The organism is Paenibacillus castaneae (assembly GCF_002884445.1).
GTDB classification, from domain to species: domain Bacteria; phylum Bacillota; class Bacilli; order Paenibacillales; family Paenibacillaceae; genus Pristimantibacillus; species Pristimantibacillus castaneae.
Map to the genome: position 1 here is coordinate 5,837,920 of NZ_KZ614144.1, position 19,069 is coordinate 5,856,988.

General features: G+C 47.7%; 10 protein-coding genes and 1 other annotated feature (1 of these 11 cut by a window edge). Of the genes, 1 reads left to right on the top strand and 9 read right to left on the bottom strand.

Going from position 1 to position 19,069, the window contains the following annotated elements; translation table 11 throughout:
- Positions 1-552: a sequence feature (mutual gap in cmsearch alignment for this rRNA model is longer than 100), on the bottom strand; it reaches 910 nt to the left of the window's first position.
- Between the two features lie 387 nt (positions 553-939).
- The 4 genes from ligA to CEF13_RS26295 form a co-directional block, all read right to left on the bottom strand.
- Positions 940-2,931 carry an NAD-dependent DNA ligase LigA gene (gene ligA, locus CEF13_RS26280; protein WP_102716574.1) on the bottom strand — a complete coding sequence of 664 codons (1,992 nt, stop codon included), beginning with the start codon at positions 2,929-2,931 and terminating at the stop codon, positions 940-942.
- A 62-nt stretch (positions 2,932-2,993) separates the two neighbouring features.
- Positions 2,994-5,333, bottom strand: coding sequence for a DNA helicase PcrA (gene pcrA, locus CEF13_RS26285; RefSeq protein WP_102715411.1), 2,340 nt, complete (start codon positions 5,331-5,333; stop codon positions 2,994-2,996).
- Between the two features lie 302 nt (positions 5,334-5,635).
- A complete protein-coding gene (gene pcrB / locus CEF13_RS26290; protein ID WP_102716575.1) occupies positions 5,636-6,355 on the bottom strand; it encodes a heptaprenylglyceryl phosphate synthase in 720 nt (239 codons plus the stop codon).
- Positions 6,356-6,453: 98 nt separating this feature from the next.
- Positions 6,454-8,991 carry a U32 family peptidase gene (locus tag CEF13_RS26295; protein WP_102715413.1) on the bottom strand — a complete coding sequence of 846 codons (2,538 nt, stop codon included), beginning with the start codon at positions 8,989-8,991 and terminating at the stop codon, positions 6,454-6,456.
- A gap of 289 nt (positions 8,992-9,280) precedes the next feature.
- On the opposite strand from CEF13_RS26295, the gene CEF13_RS26300 reads away from it, so the two are divergent.
- Complete coding sequence (locus CEF13_RS26300) at positions 9,281-10,249, top strand: sugar phosphate isomerase/epimerase family protein (protein WP_102715415.1); 969 nt, start codon at positions 9,281-9,283, stop codon at positions 10,247-10,249.
- A 62-nt stretch (positions 10,250-10,311) separates the two neighbouring features.
- Here CEF13_RS26300 and CEF13_RS26305 read toward each other — a convergent pair whose 3' ends face one another.
- The 5 genes from CEF13_RS26305 to CEF13_RS26325 all read right to left on the bottom strand — a co-directional run bounded on the left by CEF13_RS26305 (position 10,312) and on the right by CEF13_RS26325 (position 18,995).
- The gene (locus tag CEF13_RS26305; protein ID WP_102715417.1) at positions 10,312-10,527 is read right to left on the bottom strand and encodes a hypothetical protein; all 216 of its coding nucleotides are present in this window, start codon (positions 10,525-10,527) and stop codon (positions 10,312-10,314) included.
- Between the two features lie 208 nt (positions 10,528-10,735).
- Entirely contained in the window at positions 10,736-13,618 is a 2,883-nt protein-coding gene (uvrA, locus tag CEF13_RS26310; protein ID WP_102715419.1) for an excinuclease ABC subunit UvrA, read from the bottom strand.
- Positions 13,619-13,634: 16 nt separating this feature from the next.
- Complete coding sequence (gene uvrB, locus CEF13_RS26315; protein ID WP_102715421.1) at positions 13,635-15,635, bottom strand: excinuclease ABC subunit UvrB; 2,001 nt, start codon at positions 15,633-15,635, stop codon at positions 13,635-13,637.
- Positions 15,636-16,131: 496 nt separating this feature from the next.
- Positions 16,132-17,430, bottom strand: a complete 1,299-nt coding sequence (locus tag CEF13_RS26320; protein WP_166742930.1) for a PDZ domain-containing protein — start codon at positions 17,428-17,430, stop codon at positions 16,132-16,134.
- A 107-nt stretch (positions 17,431-17,537) separates the two neighbouring features.
- Positions 17,538-18,995: a S41 family peptidase gene (locus CEF13_RS26325; RefSeq protein ID WP_102715423.1), complete on the bottom strand. Its 1,458-nt coding sequence runs from the start codon at positions 18,993-18,995 to the stop codon at positions 17,538-17,540.
- Positions 18,996-19,069 lie beyond the last annotated feature (74 nt).

Consider the following 19,069-nt stretch of genomic DNA (forward strand, 5'->3'; position numbering starts at 1 on the left):
CCCTACGTATTACCGCGGCTGCTGGCACGTAGTTAGCCGGGGCTTTCTTCTCAGGTACCGTCACCTTGAGAGCAGTTACTCTCCCAAGCATTCTTCCCTGGCAACAGAGCTTTACGATCCGAAAACCTTCATCACTCACGCGGCGTTGCTCCGTCAGACTTTCGTCCATTGCGGAAGATTCCCTACTGCTGCCTCCCGTAGGAGTCTGGGCCGTGTCTCAGTCCCAGTGTGGCCGATCACCCTCTCAGGTCGGCTACGCATCGTCGCCTTGGTGAGCCGTTACCTCACCAACTAGCTAATGCGCCGCGGGTCCATCTCTAAGTGATAGATTGCTCCATCTTTCCCGATTCAGTCATGCGACCGTATCGCGTATCCGGTATTAGCATTCGTTTCCGAATGTTATCCCAGTCTTAAAGGCAGGTTACCCACGTGTTACTCACCCGTCCGCCGCTAAGTATCAGAGGTGCAAGCACCTCATCAACTCCGCTCGACTTGCATGTATTAGGCACGCCGCCAGCGTTCGTCCTGAGCCAGGATCAAACTCTCCAAATTGGTGTTTGACTTGCTCAAAAACTTAACTAGCTATTTTAAAACATTATCGGATCGACGTGATCCATTTGTTCAGTTTTCAAAGAACTTGTTTGCTTGTCACATTTTGTCGTGACAAGATGTTATTCTATCAGCTTCATTTCAACTTGTCAACAGCTTGTTTCATATTTGTTTATGAAGCATTTTGTTGTTGTCCAATGTCTCGGAAGCGACAAGAAATAATATATCACTTATAAATACAGAAAACAAGTTGTAAAATTTTACAATCAACAATTTTATTTCATGCTAAATTAAAGCTTCTATATAACACATGAACTTTTGAAAGGTTAACTTCGATATCAATAATTCAAAGGAGCCTCTGCAGCTGCAGGGACTCCTCTGATTCTAATGCTATTCACCAAGCAATCGTAATAGCTCGGCTTCGTCTTCAATAACAGTTATGCCTAAATCCCTTGCTTTGGTAAGCTTGCTGCCCGCGCTTTCGCCCGCAATGACAAAATCAGTCTTTTTGGATACGCTGCCTGATATTTTGGCACCGCAAGCTTCGAGCAGCTTTGCTGCTTCATCTCTTGACATCGTAGGAAGCGTTCCCGTCAGAACGACTGTTTTTCCACTAAAGATGCTATCTTGTCTGACGGCTTGCTGCTGCTCCGCTTCTGCCTTTACACCTAATTCGCGCATACGTGCAATGCTGGCTTTGATAATAGGATCATTAAAAAATCCAACAATGCTATCGGCCACAATGCCCCCAATATCGGGCAAAGCAATAAGCTCATCCGCTGTAGCTTGCATGATTGCATCCAAGCTGCCATAGTGATCGGCTAATGTCTTAGTCGTCGCTTTGCCTGTATTCGGAATTCCAAGAGCGAACAAGAATGATGCCAGCTCGCGGTCTTTGGACTTCTCGAATGCATCAAGCAGCTTTCGCGCCTTCTTCTCACCAAAGCGATCAAGCTTTATGAGATCCTCATAGGTCAGAGCATACAAATCAGCTGGATCATGAACCTCGCATTCTTTGTATAGCTGATCGGCGGTCATGACGCTAAAGGTATCAATATCCATTGCATCCCGCGATGCAAAATGAGTAATACGGCCAATGATCTGCGGCTGACAGCCCAGCTTATTGTTACAGAACAAATGAGCGCCGCGTTGTTCAAGCTCCGTTCCGCAGGATGGGCAAACTACAGGAAAAACAATTTCCTCGCCCGGCTCCTCATCAGCCTTGCCCAAAATTTCAGGGATGACATCATTTGAACGGCGTATCGTAACATGCGTACCGAGCGCATATTTCAGGTTTTTGCGCTCGATGTCGCCAATATTATTGAGCGTACAATTCTGAACGGTTACACCTGCAAGATCTACTGCTTCAACCCTTGCTACCGGCGTTATTTTACCAGTACGGCCTACTTCCCATGATACTGACTCCAACACTGTAGTCGTTTCCTCGGCTTCAAACTTGAAAGCAACAGCCCAGCGTGGAAATTTATCCGTATAACCAAGTGCCTCGCGCGTTCGCATATCTACAACCTTGATTACTGCCCCGTCAATTAAAAAATCAAGCTCTGTACGCTTCTCCGTAACCAGAACAAGCTCCTCCAGCACCTCTTCAATGGTATCCTTATACGTCACATAGGGATTCACTTTGAAATGGTTGTCTCGCAAAAACTGCTGCATTTCACGATGATCTGCAAATGAAACACCATCCGCATAACCAACATTGTAGAAAAATGCGTTCAGCTTCCGCTCAGCTGTTACCTTAGGATTTAAATTACGGAGTGCTCCTGCTGCAGCATTACGCGCATTTTTGAGCGGCTCGACTGCCGTTTCGTTGTACCTCGCTAGTACGGACAGCTGCATAATGCCTTCACCCTGCACCTCAATAATGCCATTAGTGAAAGGAATAGCAAGCGGAACGGAACGAATTGTCCTTACCTGCTGTAAAATGCCTTCACCCACGGTTCCATTGCCGCGAGTCGCCGCCTGTACAAGCTGTCCATCCTCATATGTGAGGTTCAACGTTAGTCCATCAAACTTTAATTCTACTGCATAGCTTGGCTGAGGCAATGGTTCTTCATCCGGGTGCTTGGCGTTATAATCAGCAACTGATTTGATTAAACGGTTATTCCATGCAATCAAATCATCCCCATTCTGAGCTTTATCGAGACTCCACAAGCGTGCGCGGTGACGATAAGGCTCAAAGCCTTTGAGAAGCTCCGATCCTACTCGCTGCGTCGGCGAATCAGGAAGAATTACGCCTGAAGCTGCTTCTAAAGCGATAAGCTCGTCATAGAGCTTGTCATAATCCGCATCATTTATTGCAGGCTGATCAAGCGTGTAGTATCGATAATTATGCTCTTTAATAATCGCAACGAGCTGTTGCATCCGTTCTAACTGAGCGTTCACGGGAGGCTCCTCCTTCTAATCGTCCAAAATAGCTGATCAACTTACAATTTTGTAATAGGCGCAAAACCTGCCAATAAGCGCTTGATGCCGATCGGCGCAGGAAATGCGATATTAAGCTCCATGTCCTTGCCCGTTCCCTTAACCGATACAATGACACCAATTCCCCACTTGCCATGCGATACTCTATCGCCGGAAGCGAAGCTGGTGGATGAAGCATCGCCTGCCGCGCCGCTGCTCTGAGCTGCCCGAGCAGCATCCTGAAGCGGCGTGCTAACTCGTACGCCGCCTCTGCCTCCCGCAGCTGCAGGAGATGCTGGTCCTCTGCCTCCGACGGCTTGGCCAGAGGAGCTCTGTGATGCTGGTCTGCTGCCACTCGCGCCAGTACCGCTGCGCCCAATCGCACGTGAATAACCTCCGCCGGTTGAAACGCCCTCTCTAACACTCTCTGGAATTTCCTGCAGGAATCGCGAAGGCATATTGCTGCTCGTACGTCCGAACAACGTACGCATCCGGGCGCACGTCAAGTACAAGCGCTTCTCTGCCCGAGTGATTCCCACATACGCAAGTCTGCGTTCCTCCTCGAGCTCCTCATTATCGGCAAGCGCTCTGCTATGAGGAAATACGCTTTCCTCCATCCCAATAATGAATACAACCGGGAATTCAAGTCCTTTCGCGCTATGCATCGTCATGAGTGTGACAGAATCCTTGTTCTTCTCTGCTTCTTCTTCATCCTTATTCAAGGAATCGATATCAGCAATTAACGCAAGGTCCGTTAAGAATGCAACCAGTGTACGATCTTCATTGCGCTTCTCGAAATCCATCGTCACCGACAAGAACTCATCGATATTCTCAAGGCGCGCCTTCGACTCCAGCGTATTCTCTTGAATGAGCTCCATTCGATATTGCGAGAGCTCCAGCACCTTTTCGGTCAGCTCTGTCACAGATAAATATTCAACCATTCTCGTTAAATTATCGATGATGTCATAAAATTCACGCAGCAGCGTCCGTGTCCGCCCGTTTACTTCAACCTCGCCCAAATCATTCAGCACTCTATAAATAGAAGTTCCTCGTCTAGCCGCCTCATCTGCCAGCTTCCCTACGGTCGTATCTCCAATGCCCCGCTTCGGCACATTAATAATACGAACAAGGCTGATGTCGTCATCTGGATTAGAGATGAGCTTCAAATAGCCAAGCAAGTCCTTAATCTCTTTGCGATCATAGAACTTTATGCCTCCTACTATTTGATAGGGGATATCGGACTTTATAAGTATTTCCTCAATTACCCGCGATTGTGCATTCGTTCGGTACAAAATCGCATGGTTGGCAAATTTCTCACCTTTGTTCACATTTTTACGAATCTCGCCTGTTACGAAATAACCTTCATCATGCTCCGAATCGGCTTGAAATAGCGAAATGGGATCTCCCGCGCCTTGATCCGTCCATAGCTTCTTCGGTTTTCGACCAGAGTTCAGTTTAATAACCGCATTGGCTGCATCAAGTATATTAGCCGTTGAACGATAGTTTTGCTCTAGCATGATCGTCCGCGCCTCAGGATAATCCCCTTCAAAATTCAAAATATTCGTAATATCTGCGCCCCGCCAACGATAAATCGATTGGTCGCTGTCGCCTACTACACATATGTTATGATGCTTATCAGCCAGCATGCGTGTCAGCATATATTGCGCTCTATTCGTATCCTGATACTCATCCACATGAATATAACGGAACTTATTTTGATAAAACTCTAGCACTTCAGGTACATCCTTGAATAGTTGGATCGTCATCATAATCAAATCGTCAAAGTCGAGTGAATTATTGGCTCTCAGCTTCTTCTGATACTTCGTAAAAACTTGAGCAACCAGCCCTTCGAAATAATCCCCAACCTTCTGCTCATATTGCTCTGGCGAGATCAATTCGTTTTTGGCTCCGCTAATGGCGGCTTGCACAGCCTTCGGCTCAAATTTCTTTGTATCGATATTCAAATCCTTCATGCAGTTGCGGATAACCGACAGCTGATCGGAGGAATCCAGAATCGAGAAGCTGGAAGTAAAGCCAATCCGATCAATATCTCTCCGCAAAATACGCACACACATCGAGTGAAACGTCGATACCCATATATCTCGGCCCGAGGGACCGACAAGCGCACTAACCCGATCTTGCATTTCTCGTGATGCTTTATTTGTAAAGGTGATGGCCAGAATACTCCATGGCGCCACACGCTTCTTCTCTATTAAATAAGCTATTCGGTGCGTTAGCACACGCGTCTTGCCACTGCCCGCTCCCGCCATAATAAGCAACGGTCCGTCAGTCGCTTGAACGGCTTCCCGCTGGGGCGGGTTGAGCTTCTGCACCGCTTGATCGATACTAATATGATTAAACATGCTCCGACTCCTTTGTTCGCATATGTTCGCCTCTCAATAGTGTAGACAACGAGCTACCCCTATGTCAATTTGCATATGAAAAATAATCCGTACTTTCGCCTGCCTAATTCTGCCTATATACATAGACATTTAAATGCTTCACTTAAACAGAAAATAGCGCCGCACATTATAAGAGAAACAGTATTCCCTCATGCCGAACAGCGCCATCGAATTGTTACTTCACATTAAACTTTGTTGTCATAAAATATTACTATGCTTAAAGATCATATTTCCAGCTGTAAGCTATATTAAGATTTGCATTATTACTTAGCGTACGTACTGCTTTTGATCGCCTCATGCACCGCTGATACGGTAGACAAGGCAGCTTCCAAGTCGCTATAAATCACATTGCCAACAACAACGGTATGTGCAGCCTCAGCTGCTTGCCGCGCCTTATCGGCATTATCGATTCCGCCTCCGTAGAACAGCTGTGCATGGACGGATGCATTTCTCGCTCGCTTCACAAGCTGCATATCTCCGAATTTCCCGCTGTATTCCAAGTAAATAACGGGTAAATGCATCAGACGATCGGCCATACGAACATGAGCGATCAATTCTTCTTCACTCAGCTCTGTCTTTGCTTGTGTCACTTTGGCCGCTGTTGCTTCCGCATTCAAAATAATATAGCCCTGAGCGGCTGTCTCTTCCCAAGGTATAAAGGAGCCATACTCCTGCAATCCTGCGGTTTGACGCCCTGTTATCCATTCTGCCTGATTCGTATTAAGAACGAGTGGAATAAAATAACCATCAAAGCCGGGAACAGCACCCTCTAAGGTAGACACCTCAAGTGCACAATCCACTGCATATCTTCGGATTCGAGCCATAAGATCGACTGTATTCTCAAATGTAACTCCGCTGGAGCCTCCAACAATGATTGCGTCAGTTCCCGAGGTACAAATCATATCGAGCGCTTCATCCGATAAGTCTCGATCAGGATCGAGCTTAAATACATGTCTCCAGCCCGAAAACCAACCATCATTCATAAATAACCACGCCTCGCTTTTTCCGCACAAATTGTTGAACATACCGTTCTCCCTGCCTTGAGAGAACGGCACCTCATTTCGAATAACAGGTCATTCATTTATTTACTATTAACCAATTGGCCGCGAGTCACGCCGAGCTGATTAATAGCTTTCAAACTGCGCCATACCTGAGTGCCTGTAATACGTCCGTCAAGAGCGTCGCGATATAATGACAATACCTCAAGCACCTTCTCCGGCGTTTCTTCCAGAAACTCAACTCTGAAATTCGATACGCCAAGCCCGACAAAGTTGCGGATGTACTCCGCACCGGATTGCTCGATAGCATTATATACCGTGTTGCGGCAGCCTTCATCCACGCGAACGGGATGAGCCATACCGATCCGATCCTGCAGAGAAGCTCGCTTCTCCTCACACGGACGGCCGCAGTTGGTGAAATCCGTACCTTCGCTCATAAACGTACAATATACGCAATGCTCGGTATGGAACATCGGCAAATGCTGATGGATAACCATCTCCAGCATCGACGTATCTGAGTTTTCGAGCAAATCGACCATTTGCTGAATATTCAGGTCGTAGGACGGGGTAATAAGGTCAAGTCCCGCTTCCGTAAACAAGTTTACTGCTTTATGGTTAGCTACATTAAGCGAAAAATCGCCAATGAGCTTAGGAAAAGGCTTATCCGGATTAGCTGCACGAGCACGCAAGTAATAATAAAGAGCTCCGGTATTTCGTACGAGCACAGCATCAGGCTGCAGCTTCAAAATATTCGCATGGTAGCCGTTCTCTCCCGGCATATGAATACGCGGTGTTGCAAGCGCAATCGGCTTGCCTGCTTCACGAGCAGCTGCAACAGCAGCAGAGAATTGCTTGATGAACTCGAAATCTGCATATACATAAGAAACGTCGGTTTTCACCGCTGCCTGTACCTGCTCCAAGCTTCGGCATAAAGCAGTCAGCTTTGCGTCTTTCCCGCTTTGCGGAGCCAGAATATCCTTCTGTGCTGCTCCAGCTTGGAACAAGCTCGCACGAGCTTCCACATTATGCTTCACATAAACCGGAGGCTTAGGACGCTCGCCTGACAAGAGCTCAACTGCTTCTCGGCGCAATCGGTTCAGCTCGCGGATCGGTACAATAAGCTCGCCTTGAAGCTCGACATCAAGCTTCTCAAGCTGATACACGGTACCTCCAAGACGGCCAAGCTGATCTTCAAGCAAAGCAGCGTCCATAGGACGCTTCTGCGCTTGCTCCAGGTCCAGCTCCGTCAATACCTCAACGGTTGTTCCCTTCTGAACATCCGTCCACCAAGTACGCATCGGTTGTCCTAAAGCACCAGTAACTCTAACGTGAAGCGGAAATACACGATATGGCTTTTCTGTTTCAAAGGTAGCTCTCAGACGCTTATCCAGCGCGGGATCGTTTGTCTTCCATACGCGGTCGCCAACATGAACCTTGCGTAAATCCACATCATTCCGACCTGCTACCAGCTCAATCATCGTGCCTTCCTGTGCTTCGCCTTCGATCTTGACACCCTGCCGGCGAATATCGTAGACACGGCCGCCCTCTTCCTTCTTCGTAGGATCGCCTGCGTCAAACACAATGCCGTCTCCGCGCTTAAGCGGCGCATCGATTCGCAATGTAACCGCATCGCGCATAATGCGCTCTACACGGCCGAGATAGACGCCTCGGCTTTTCGGGAACGTGCCATCCACAAGCTGCTTGTTGTTCGTTCCCGACAAGAAACCATGCGTGAAGCCGCGCGAGAAGCTTTGCTGCAGCTCACGCACATCCTCAACCGACGGCTTGGAAAGATCGCCGTCGAAATACTTATCGATCGCGCGCCGATACTTGCTCACGACATTCGCAACATATTCCGGGCTTTTGAGACGCCCTTCAATTTTAAAAGAGGTTACGCCTGCTTGGATAAGCTCCGGTATAATATCAATCGCCGCCAAATCCTTCGGCGATAGCAGATAAGCGATGTCTCCCATCGGCTGAACCTCGCCATCGACCATCAAATCATACGGCAGCCGGCAAGCTTGCGCGCATTCACCGCGATTGGCAGAACGGCCTCCCCACATCTCCGAGGTGAGGCACTGTCCTGAATACGACACGCAAAGCGCACCGTGCACAAATACTTCCATAGGCAGCTTCGCTTGCTCGCCAATCGTCCGAATTTGCTTCAAATTATTTTCCCGTCCCAGCACTACGCGCTCAATGGCAAACGGTTTTGTGAACTCGACCGCTTCCGGTGATGTAATCGTCATTTGTGTGGAGCCGTGAATCGGAAAATCGGGCGACAGCTCACGAATGAGCTTCACTAAACCGAGATCCTGAACAATTACAGCGTCCACACCCGCATCAATACACATTTCAATAAGCGCCTGAGCATCCCTTAGCTCGTTCTCAAACACGAGTATATTAAACGTTAGAAAACCTTTTACGCCATACGTATGAAGAAAAGCCATAATTTCCGGCAGTTCCTCACTGCGGAAGTTATTCGCACGAGCGCGGGCATTAAATTTCTCCACGCCAAAAAATATCGCATCAGCTCCGTTTGCCACGGCAGCTCGCATACAATCCCAATCGCCGGCCGGAGCCAGCAGCTCTATATCCGATCTAATAATTGAATCTGTCATTTTCACTATCAATCCTCACATTCTTAAACTGCTTCTCTTATTTTAACAAACCCCGACTATCTAATCCACCACACATTACTGGCAGCCACGACATCTCGAAATCAGTCCATTGCCTTTCGATCCGATTGCCTATTTATGATCCAATCCTATCCGCTTTATGCTTGTTTTGCTCTGTTATTATGTGATTTAGCCAAATGTGGATTCGGTCATGTGTTCCTATTACAGAAGTGGTATAATAGAAGGGACTACTAAAACAATCCATTCGATGGATTTGGGAGGGTAATAATCAATGAAATTAGGAGTATTTAGCGTACTTTTTGCACAAAAGTCTTTTGAAGAATCGCTCGACTATATTGCCTCCAAAGGGCTTGATGCGATTGAAATCGGTACAGGCGGCTATCCAGGCAATGCTCATTGCAACGTTGATGAGCTGCTAGCTGACGAAGGAAAACTGAAAGCGTTTAAGCAAGCCGTAGAATCACGCGGACTGATGATCAGCGCACTTAGCTGTCACGGGAACCCGCTGCACCCGCAAAAAGCAATCTCCAGCGATCATGATGATGTCATTCGCAAAACGATCGAGCTTGCAAACCGCTTGGAAGTTTCTGTTGTTAACACATTCTCCGGTTGCCCAGGCGATCATGAGGATGCTAAATACCCGAACTGGCCTGTTGCTCCTTGGCCTAACGACTTCCAAGATATTTTGAAATGGCAATGGGAAGCAAAAGTGATTCCTTATTGGTCTGAAATTGGCAAGATCGCTACAGATAAAGGTATCAAAATCGGTCTTGAGCTTCATGGCGGCTTCTCCGTGCACAGCCCAGCAACTTTGCTGCGTCTTCGCGAAGCTGCAGGCAATGCAATCGGCGCCAATCTTGATCCAAGCCACATGTGGTGGCAAGGCATTGACCCTGTTCAAGCGGTACATATTCTTGGCCGTGCTGGAGCGATTCACCACTTCCACGCGAAGGACACAACGATTGATCCGATTAACGTCAATCACCATGGCGTAACCGATATGCAATCATATGCTCTTATGCTGGATCGCGCTTGGCAGTTCCGCACAGTTGGCTACGGTCATGATATGAAAACATGGGCAGACATTCTTAGCGCGCTTCGTTTAGTCGGCTACGATTACGTAGTGAGCATTGAGCACGAAGACGGCTTGATGTCCGTTGACGAAGGCTTCACTAAGGCTGTTCAAAACCTTCAACAAATTCTAATCAAAGAACCGCTTGGCGAGATGTGGTGGGTATAATTTGCTAAATCAAAAAAAGGTCTGTCGGACTTCTCCGACAGACCTTTTTCTAATTCGAATGCTTAAGCCATCCATACCTTTGTGATCATAATGAAATCAATCAACAGGAACAATGCTAGAGCAACGAATGTGAAACCGATCGCAAAAATATTTTTCTTCGGGCGCGCCATTAAAAGTCGAACGAAACCAACCGCAATCAACACGGTGAAGGCAAGCATAAACCAATCGAAAGTACCAATCTTACTTGCTGTTTGAGCTGCTTCTTCTGCTAAAAACATGAAGGGACCCCCTTTTTCTTCGCACGTGGCCTAATAATACTATATGTTAGCTTTAACTTGCCACGGAAGCAAGTCTCAAATGCATTTCGTAACAACTTTGTCACGAATTCATTATATTTACTCCATGATCAGTTTATAGGATAGACCGAAATACGAAGACTTAACTATAAAATGTCCACCTCTGGTAAGATCTATAACATTTGCTTGCTTATTCTGCGGCTGCAGCTACTTTTTCCCGTTCCTTCTGCTGGGATATCGTCCGTTCACGATCCCGCTCAAGAATAGGCTTTAAATATTTGCCTGTATAGGAGCCTTCTACTTTAATGACTTGCTCCGGCGTTCCTGTTGCAACGATCGTGCCTCCGCCGTTGCCGCCTTCAGGTCCTAAATCAATCAAATAATCGGCAGTTTTGATAACATCCAAGTTATGCTCGATAACGAGAACCGATTCTCCTGAATCCACCAAACGATGCAGCACCATCAACAGTCTGTCGATATCATGCACATGCAGTCCTGTTGTCGGCTCATCCAAAATATAAAGCGTCTTGCCTATTGAACGGCGATACAGCTCAGCGGCCAGCTTCACACGCTGCGCTTCGCCTCCCGATAAAGTCGTCGCCGGCTGCCCCAGCTTCATATAACCAAGACCAACATCAAGCAGCGTCTGAACCTTTCGCAAAATACGCGGAATGTTCTCAAAAAATGTACAGCTGTCCTCAATTGTCATTTCCAGAACTTCTGCAACATTTTTACCTTTATATTTCACTTCCAGCGTCTCACGGTTATAGCGCTTGCCTTTGCAAATTTCACACGGCACATAAACGTCAGGAAGGAAGTGCATTTCAATTTTAATAATACCGTCGCCGCGACAAGCTTCACAACGGCCACCCTTCACGTTAAAGCTGAATCTCCCTTTCTTATAGCCCCGCACCTTCGATTCATTCGTGCTTGCATACAAATCACGGATATCATCGAATACACCTGTATAAGTAGCAGGATTAGAACGAGGAGTCCGCCCGATTGGCGATTGGTCGATATCGATAACCTTCTCCAAATGCTCGATCCCTTTGAGCTCTTTGTATTGGCCGGGACGAGTTTTCGCCTTATTTAAATCACGAGCTAATGTCTTATATAGGATCTCATTAACAAACGTCGATTTGCCTGAACCCGAAACGCCAGTCACTGCCGTGAACACGCCGAGCGGTATTTTGACATTCACGTTCCGCAAATTATTTTCCTTCGCACCGCGAACCTCAAGCCATTTCTCGTTCGTCTTTCTCCGTTCCATCGGAACCTCGATAAACTTGCGTCCGCTCAAATATTGACCGGTCAACGAGTTTTCATTCGCCATTACCTCTTCTGGCGTGCCTTCGGCGATAACCATGCCTCCGTGAATACCAGCGCCTGGTCCAATATCTATAATATAGTCGGCTGCCAGCATCGTATCCTCATCATGCTCAACCACAATCAGCGTATTCCCCAAATTGCGCATATGCTCAAGCGTCTCAATCAAGCGATCATTATCGCGTTGATGAAGCCCGATGCTTGGCTCGTCCAATATATAGAGAACACCCATCAGGCTGGAGCCAATTTGTGTTGCTAATCGAATACGCTGAGCTTCACCGCCTGATAGCGTACCCGCTGCGCGGCTCAAGGACAAGTATTCCAAACCTACATTTACGAGAAAGCCAAGACGACTGTTAATTTCCTTCAGGATTAGACTCGCAATAGCCAATTCCTTCTTCGTAAGATCTAGCGAGCTGAAATAACGCTGTGCATCGCCAATGGATAGAGAGGTTACCGTCGCGATATTTTGCGAGTTGATCGTAACAGCAAGGCTTTCCTTACGCAGCCGTTGGCCCTTGCAGCTTCCACAAGGCTTCGCACTCATATAATTCTCAATATGCTCGCGCATCATATCCGATGCGGTATCGCGGTAGCGGCGCTCTAAATTATTAACGATGCCTTCGAAAGGAACATACGCTTCTTTACGATGACCGAAATCATTCTCATATAGAAAACGAACCCGCTCCCCGCCCGTGCCGTAAAGCAGCTTATTCATCTGTTCTGCCGAAAGCTCTGAAACCGGCACATTCTGCTTTATCCCATAATGCACGCAAACGGCGCTAAGAAACTGCGGATAATAATTCGAAGTACTGCCCGCCCAAGCCAGAAAAGCTGCTTCTTCAATTGATTTGCTCATATCGGGTACAAGAAGATCAGGATCCACGATCATTTTGACACCTAAGCCATCGCATTCCGGACAAGCGCCGTATGGGCTATTGAAAGAAAACATCCGCGGTTCCAGCTCTTCGATGCTGAAGCCGCATTCCGGACAAGCCAGATTTGAGCTGAACAGCAGCTCCTCCTGACCCATTATATCAACGAGTACCCGGCCTTCAGACAGCTTGAGCGCTGTTTCAAGTGAATCAGCCAGCCTGCTTTGAATATCTTCTTTTACGACGATACGGTCTACTACTACCTCGATGCTGTGCTTTTTGTTTTTTTCAAGCTCGATCTTCTCACTTAGCTCACGCAGCTCGCCATTTACTCGGACACGGACGAAGCCCTGCTTCTGAATGTCGGCAAGCAGCTTCGTATGCTCGCCCTTGCGGCCGGAAATTAACGGGGCTAATATTTGCAGCTTCGTTTTCTCCGGGTATTCCATAATTCGGTCAACCATTTGTTCAACAGTCTGAGACGTTATTTCAATGCCATGCTCTGGACAATGCGGCTTGCCGATCCGTGCGAATAACAGACGCAAATAATCATAAATTTCGGTTACTGTGCCAACAGTGGAACGCGGGTTGCGGCTTGTTGTCTTCTGGTCTATTGAAATAGCAGGAGAAAGCCCATCGATCGAATCTACATCCGGCTTCTCCATTTGACCTAGAAATTGACGCGCGTAAGCGGACAACGATTCAACATACCGCCGCTGTCCTTCTGCATAAATCGTGTCAAATGCAAGAGATGACTTTCCTGATCCGCTAAGCCCCGTGAGCACGACAAACTTATCACGCGGTATGGTTACGTCTATATTTTTGAGATTATGGGCTCGAGCGCCCTTAATTACGATTTTGTCACTAGCCACGCCATTCTCCTCCTACTTATCCCATCTCAGCTTTTAGCTCAAGCAGCGCATCACGAAGCTCTGCAGCCCGTTCGAACTGTAAGCTCTTTGCAGCTTCCTTCATTTCTGCTTCCAATCTTTGAACAAGAGCAACGCGATCCTTCTTCGTCATTTTCTCGGCGCCTACGCCTGTTAAGTAATCCGCCTTCTGCTCTGCGACCTTTGTCGCTTCAATGACGTCATGTACTTTTTTGCGTATGGTTTGCGGTGTAACGCCATGCTCTTCATTGTAGGCCAGTTGAATCGTACGCCGCCGTTCCGTCTCTTTTATCGCTCTATCCATGGAGTCGGTAATCTTGTCGCCGTACATAATAACGCGGCCATGACTATTGCGGGCAGCGCGGCCAATCGTTTGAATGAGAGCTCGATCAGAACGAAGAAAACCTTCCTTGTCCGCATCGAGTATCGTAACGAGCGATACCTCAGGCAAATCGAGACCTTCACGAAGCAGGTTGATCCCTATAAGCACATGGAATACGCCGAGCCGCAAATCCCGCAAAATAGCCAGTCGCTCCAGTGTCTTAATATCGGAATGAAGATATCGGACCTTAATGCCGATTTCCTTCATATAGTCCGTTAAATCCTCCGACATTTTCTTCGTGAGCGTCGTCACGAGCACACGCTCATCCTTGGCGATGCGATCACGGATTTCATTTAATAGATCATCTATTTGTCCTTTCGAAGGACGGACATCGATAATAGGATCTACCAGCCATGTCGGACGAATAATCTGCTCGATCATCTTATCGGTATGCTCGATCTCATAAGGACCTGGAGTGGCTGATACATAAACCAGCTGCGTTGCTTTCTCTTCAAATTCCTCAAACCGAAGCGGCCGGTTATCCATCGCCGAAGGGAGCCGGAAGCCGTGATTAACCAGCATTTCCTTACGCGCGCGGTCACCGTTATACATGGCGCGAATTTGCGGCAGCGATACATGTGACTCATCGATAACGATCAGCATATCATCTGGAAAATAATCCATTAGCGTATACGGAGTAGCTCCGCGTTCCCTAAAGGTTAGCGGCCCCGAGTAATTCTCGATGCCGGAGCAAAAGCCCATTTCCGCCATCATTTCCAGGTCATAGCGCGTTCGCTGCTCCAGCCGCTGCGCTTCAAGCAGCTTTCCTTGTTCACGAAGCTCAACAAGCCGTTCCTCCAGCTCGCGCTCAATATTAACGAGCGCTACCTTCATGGTGTCCTCGTGTGTTACGAAGTGAGAGGCCGGGAATATCGCAATGTGATCACGTTCACCGATAATCTCGCCTGTAAGCACATCAATTTCAGAAATCCGTTCAATTTCATCTCCAAAAAGCTCCACCCGAATTGCGCGTTCATTATTCGCCACAGGGAAAATTTCCACAATATCGCCGCGCACGCGGAATGTACCGCGAGTGAAGCTAATATCATTGCGCTGATACTGAATATCAACCAGCTTATGCAGAATGGAATCACGCGGCTTCTCCATCCCTACGCGAAGAGAAAGCACGAGGCTTCCATATTCCTTCGGAGATCCGAGACCGTAAATACACGATACGCTCGCAACGATAATCACATCTCGACGCTCGAATAATGCGCTCGTTGCTGAGTGTCTTAATTTATCAATTTCATCATTTATGCTTGAATCCTTCTCAATAAATGTATCGGTAGAAGGAATGTAGGCTTCCGGCTGGTAATAGTCATAATAGCTCACAAAGTACTCTACAGCATTATCTGGAAAGAACGTCTTGAACTCGCTGCACAGCTGTGCTGCCAACGTTTTATTATGTGCGATAACAAGTGTTGGCCGATTCAGCTTCGCAACCACATTCGCAATCGTATACGTCTTGCCTGTTCCCGTTGCACCGAGCAGCGTCTGATGACGCTTCCCTTCCCCAATACCGTCCACAAGCTGCTGAATAGCCTTAGGCTGGTCTCCCTGAGGCTGATAATCCGATTTCAATTCGAACAGCTTGCTTTCCTTAGTAAGCTCACTCATGCTTGTTCTCCACCCCCAACATTCCGTATGCTCTTATCATTATAGTCAAGTTTAGGAATTTCATTTCATCTGTCATTATAAAAATAAGAATGTTTGTTCCCGTATATTATACCGTTATCTAGTTAGCGACGCAATCATGCAAAACAAGTTCAAACATATTTTTTTCCAGAATATTTATTTCAACCGCTTTATTAAAAATTAAAATCATTTCCCACCACTATACCTCTTACAAAGAACCAATGATGCTTCCTTCCAAAAAATGATCAGAGAATCATTGATTTTTATTGAAAGATCTCCAGTTGATTAAAAACAAGTATACATTTCTCAATGGCTTACCATTTATCCTACTGTCCTACTCCATACTTAAACAATCTTATTCTTGTTCTAAACGATCGTTGATCCGTTATTAACTGCTTATCCATACAAAAAAACTGCTCTAAGGATCCCTGACAAGAATCTATAGAACAGTTTTTTTAAGTTAAGTCTATACTTTGACCTATAGCGAAGCCTTGGAAGACTCTGCCTCCGCGCGTCGATTTGATGCGCGCGAGTTGCGCAGCAGCTCAAGCAGCGATGCCGGTCCTGAAGCCGCATAATAATTGGCCTGCTCATCCGGCGCCAATATAACGCCAAGCTGATGATGCTCGCCGGCATACCTTGCACGTTGGGCAAATTTAATCTCGCCGTCAAGATTAAGCACCTCAAGCTTGCAGAAAGCCGAGTTTTGAACGAGCGCTTCATATAGCTCTTCCTTCGTTTTTACACGCACGCCGTTTACCTTGTGCAGCACCTCACCTGTCTTGAGCCCCATCGTCGCTGCAGGCGTTCCGGGCAGGATGCCAAGAATGCGCAAGCCTCGCTCATCATGGACGAACAGCGGCGAGTGAGCCGCTTCTAACGCACGGCTGCGCCATATTATCACTTCATGCAGCAATAAGGATACGATTGCCGCAGCAGGCAGCAGCCACGGCTGCCACCAAGCTGCTATTGCAGCAGCGGCTAGGCATATACTGTAAAGCAACAGCCCTTTGGCAGCATGCTTCGCTTTTTCCTTCGGCAGCAGTGAGCGAGTCATCTCAGTGAAGCCAATAATCATCGGCAGTGCGACGAATGACCAGCCCTGCGACCAGTCTGTCCCAAATAACGGAGTCCAAGGCAATGACATCGTTGATACGCCCTGACCGCCTGCAGGTACAAGCATAAGGAGCGGTACCGGCCAGAAGCCTTGCAGCATATAGCCGCCCACCAGCTTGCCGCGCTTGCCCTCCAAAAACAATGGTGTGGCCAGCCGATCTCCTTGCCAGCGAACAAGTACCGCTTCTGCTAAATGCAGCAATGCAACCAATAGAAGCAATCCCGCACCATCGATTCGTGCAAGCGACCCCGCTAAAGAGCCAATCCAGTCGCTTCTCTCCACTAACGTTGTCCAGCCTATTAGCCACTGCAGCAGCACGATGACGCCTGCACTATAGGCAAAGCATAAGTAACGTATACGCATCAGCATGAGCAAGGCTGCTGTACACCAAAGCCACAGGACGGCCTCTGCCGACAAGGCGACACCTACAAATGCCCCGGCAATGGAGATCACGACCCCGATCAGCAAGCCTGCTGCCATCGCCTTCAACACTAAAGCTGGCCAATTATGAAGCTTAACCGCAAATAATTGACGCTCCATCCTAATTTGTCTTGTATACTGCAATATAATAAATAAGACCGCAATATAATAAAATGGCTGCACAACTAATTGAGCAGCCGCTTTTCCTAGCATTCCGAGCAGTTCCATCGCCGTTTCCAAAGCTAACACTCCTTCGCTCGTGCCACGTTGACTTTGATTTGAAAAAAATGAATAAGAGGCTGACCCCTTATACGGAGCCAACCTCTTATTCATTCGACATACTTGAATTATTTCCTGCCTACTATCTTAATTGCTTCATGCAGCTGCGTATCATTCTTATCATCCTGAATCCATTTGATGACCGCTTTCTCAAGCGCTTCGCCTGTCAGCTTGTCGACCTGTCCCGTGGCCGGCAAGCCATGCTCTGCTTGAAACTTATTTACCGCCTCTGCCATCTCAGCTCCGAAATATCCATCCTCGCGCTTCGGTTCATATCCCAGACCGTGAAGCATAATTTGTACGCTTCTCACCTGCTCGCCTAACATGTCTTGCTTCAACGTGTCCGTCATGGAAAGTCTGGCTACTGTATAGAGGTCTGGCGGCTTCACCATAATATCTGGTTGAATACCTTTCTCATGAATCCAATTGCCCTTCGGCGTTAACCATTTGGCAATCGTCATCTTCACGAGGCTGCCATCGCCGAGCGCTTTATTATAGCTTACCTGCACCGTTCCTTTGCCGAAGGAGGTCTCGCCGACCAGCTTAGCGCCTGCACCCTCCTGAAGAGCGCCGGCTAATATTTCTGAGGCGCTCGCGCTGCCCTTATTCATAAGAACAGCAATAGGATATGACTTGCTCTGTCCCTCGGACAGCGTCTTCTCCCGCTTCCCATCCCTATCTTCTACCTGTACGACCGTTGAACCCTTCGCCATAAAGGATTGGGCAATCTCCACAACGACTGGCAGCACGCCGCCCGGATTATTGCGAACATCAAGCACAAGCCCCTTCATTCCTTGCTTCTCAAGCCGCGCGAGCTCCTGCTTAAAGCGTTCCGCGGTATGCAAGGAAAATTGGCGGATTTCAATGATGCCCACACCGTCTGGATTCAAGCTTCCATACACCGTTTCCACATCAATATCATCTCGGATCAGCACAAGCTGAATGGGCTCTGAGAAACCATCACGCTTCACTTGTATTTTCGCCTTCGTACCCTTCGGGCCGCGAATTTTCGCTACAGCTTCTTGTAGATTTAAACCATCGAGCTTCGCACCGTTTACAGAAAGCAGCACATCCTTGGCCAGCAAGCCTGAACGCTCAGCTGGCGAGCCTTTAATCGGAGAAACAACGACTATCCGTCCATTCTCAAGCGTCACCTCGGCTCCGATACCTGTAAAGGAGCCTTCAATAGATTCAGAAAAATGCTTCGCTACATCCTTCTCCATATAAACGGAGTATGGATCACTCAGCGAGGACATCATTCCGCTGACAGCACCGTCCAGCAGCTCGCTCCGATCCACTTTGCGATAGTATTTCGTTTCGATGAGCTCCAGCACGGCGTTAAGCTTCGTGAGCTCTTCCGTTTTGAGCTTGTAGCTCCCGCCATCAACAGCTGCAGAAGCCGTAAGAGCAGGAACAGACGGCTTGTCTGGCTTAATTATTTGCTCCGCTACCGTTAGAGTAACAACGACGGATGCAAGCATGGACAGTATTACGAATGCAAATACTGTTCGTCCTTTGAAAAGCACCCCTCTACACCACCTTCTCATCTTACGCGGCCTTATATTTAAGACCCATCTAGTATATGACAAGCTGCTTACAA

Bases quoted from the DNA above. Each gene is read 5' to 3' on its own strand.
- ligA (WP_102716574.1), bottom strand. From the start codon at position 2,931: ATGCAACAGCTCGTTGCGATTATTAAAGAGCATAATTATCGATACTAC.
- pcrA (WP_102715411.1), bottom strand. From the start codon at position 5,333: ATGTTTAATCATATTAGTATCGATCAAGCGGTGCAGAAGCTCAACCCG.
- pcrB (WP_102716575.1), bottom strand. From the start codon at position 6,355: ATGAATGATGGTTGGTTTTCGGGCTGGAGACATGTATTTAAGCTCGAT.
- CEF13_RS26295 (WP_102715413.1), bottom strand. From the start codon at position 8,991: ATGACAGATTCAATTATTAGATCGGATATAGAGCTGCTGGCTCCGGCC.
- CEF13_RS26300 (WP_102715415.1), top strand. From the start codon at position 9,281: ATGAAATTAGGAGTATTTAGCGTACTTTTTGCACAAAAGTCTTTTGAA.
- CEF13_RS26305 (WP_102715417.1), bottom strand. From the start codon at position 10,527: ATGTTTTTAGCAGAAGAAGCAGCTCAAACAGCAAGTAAGATTGGTACT.
- uvrB (WP_102715421.1), bottom strand. From the start codon at position 15,635: ATGAGTGAGCTTACTAAGGAAAGCAAGCTGTTCGAATTGAAATCGGAT.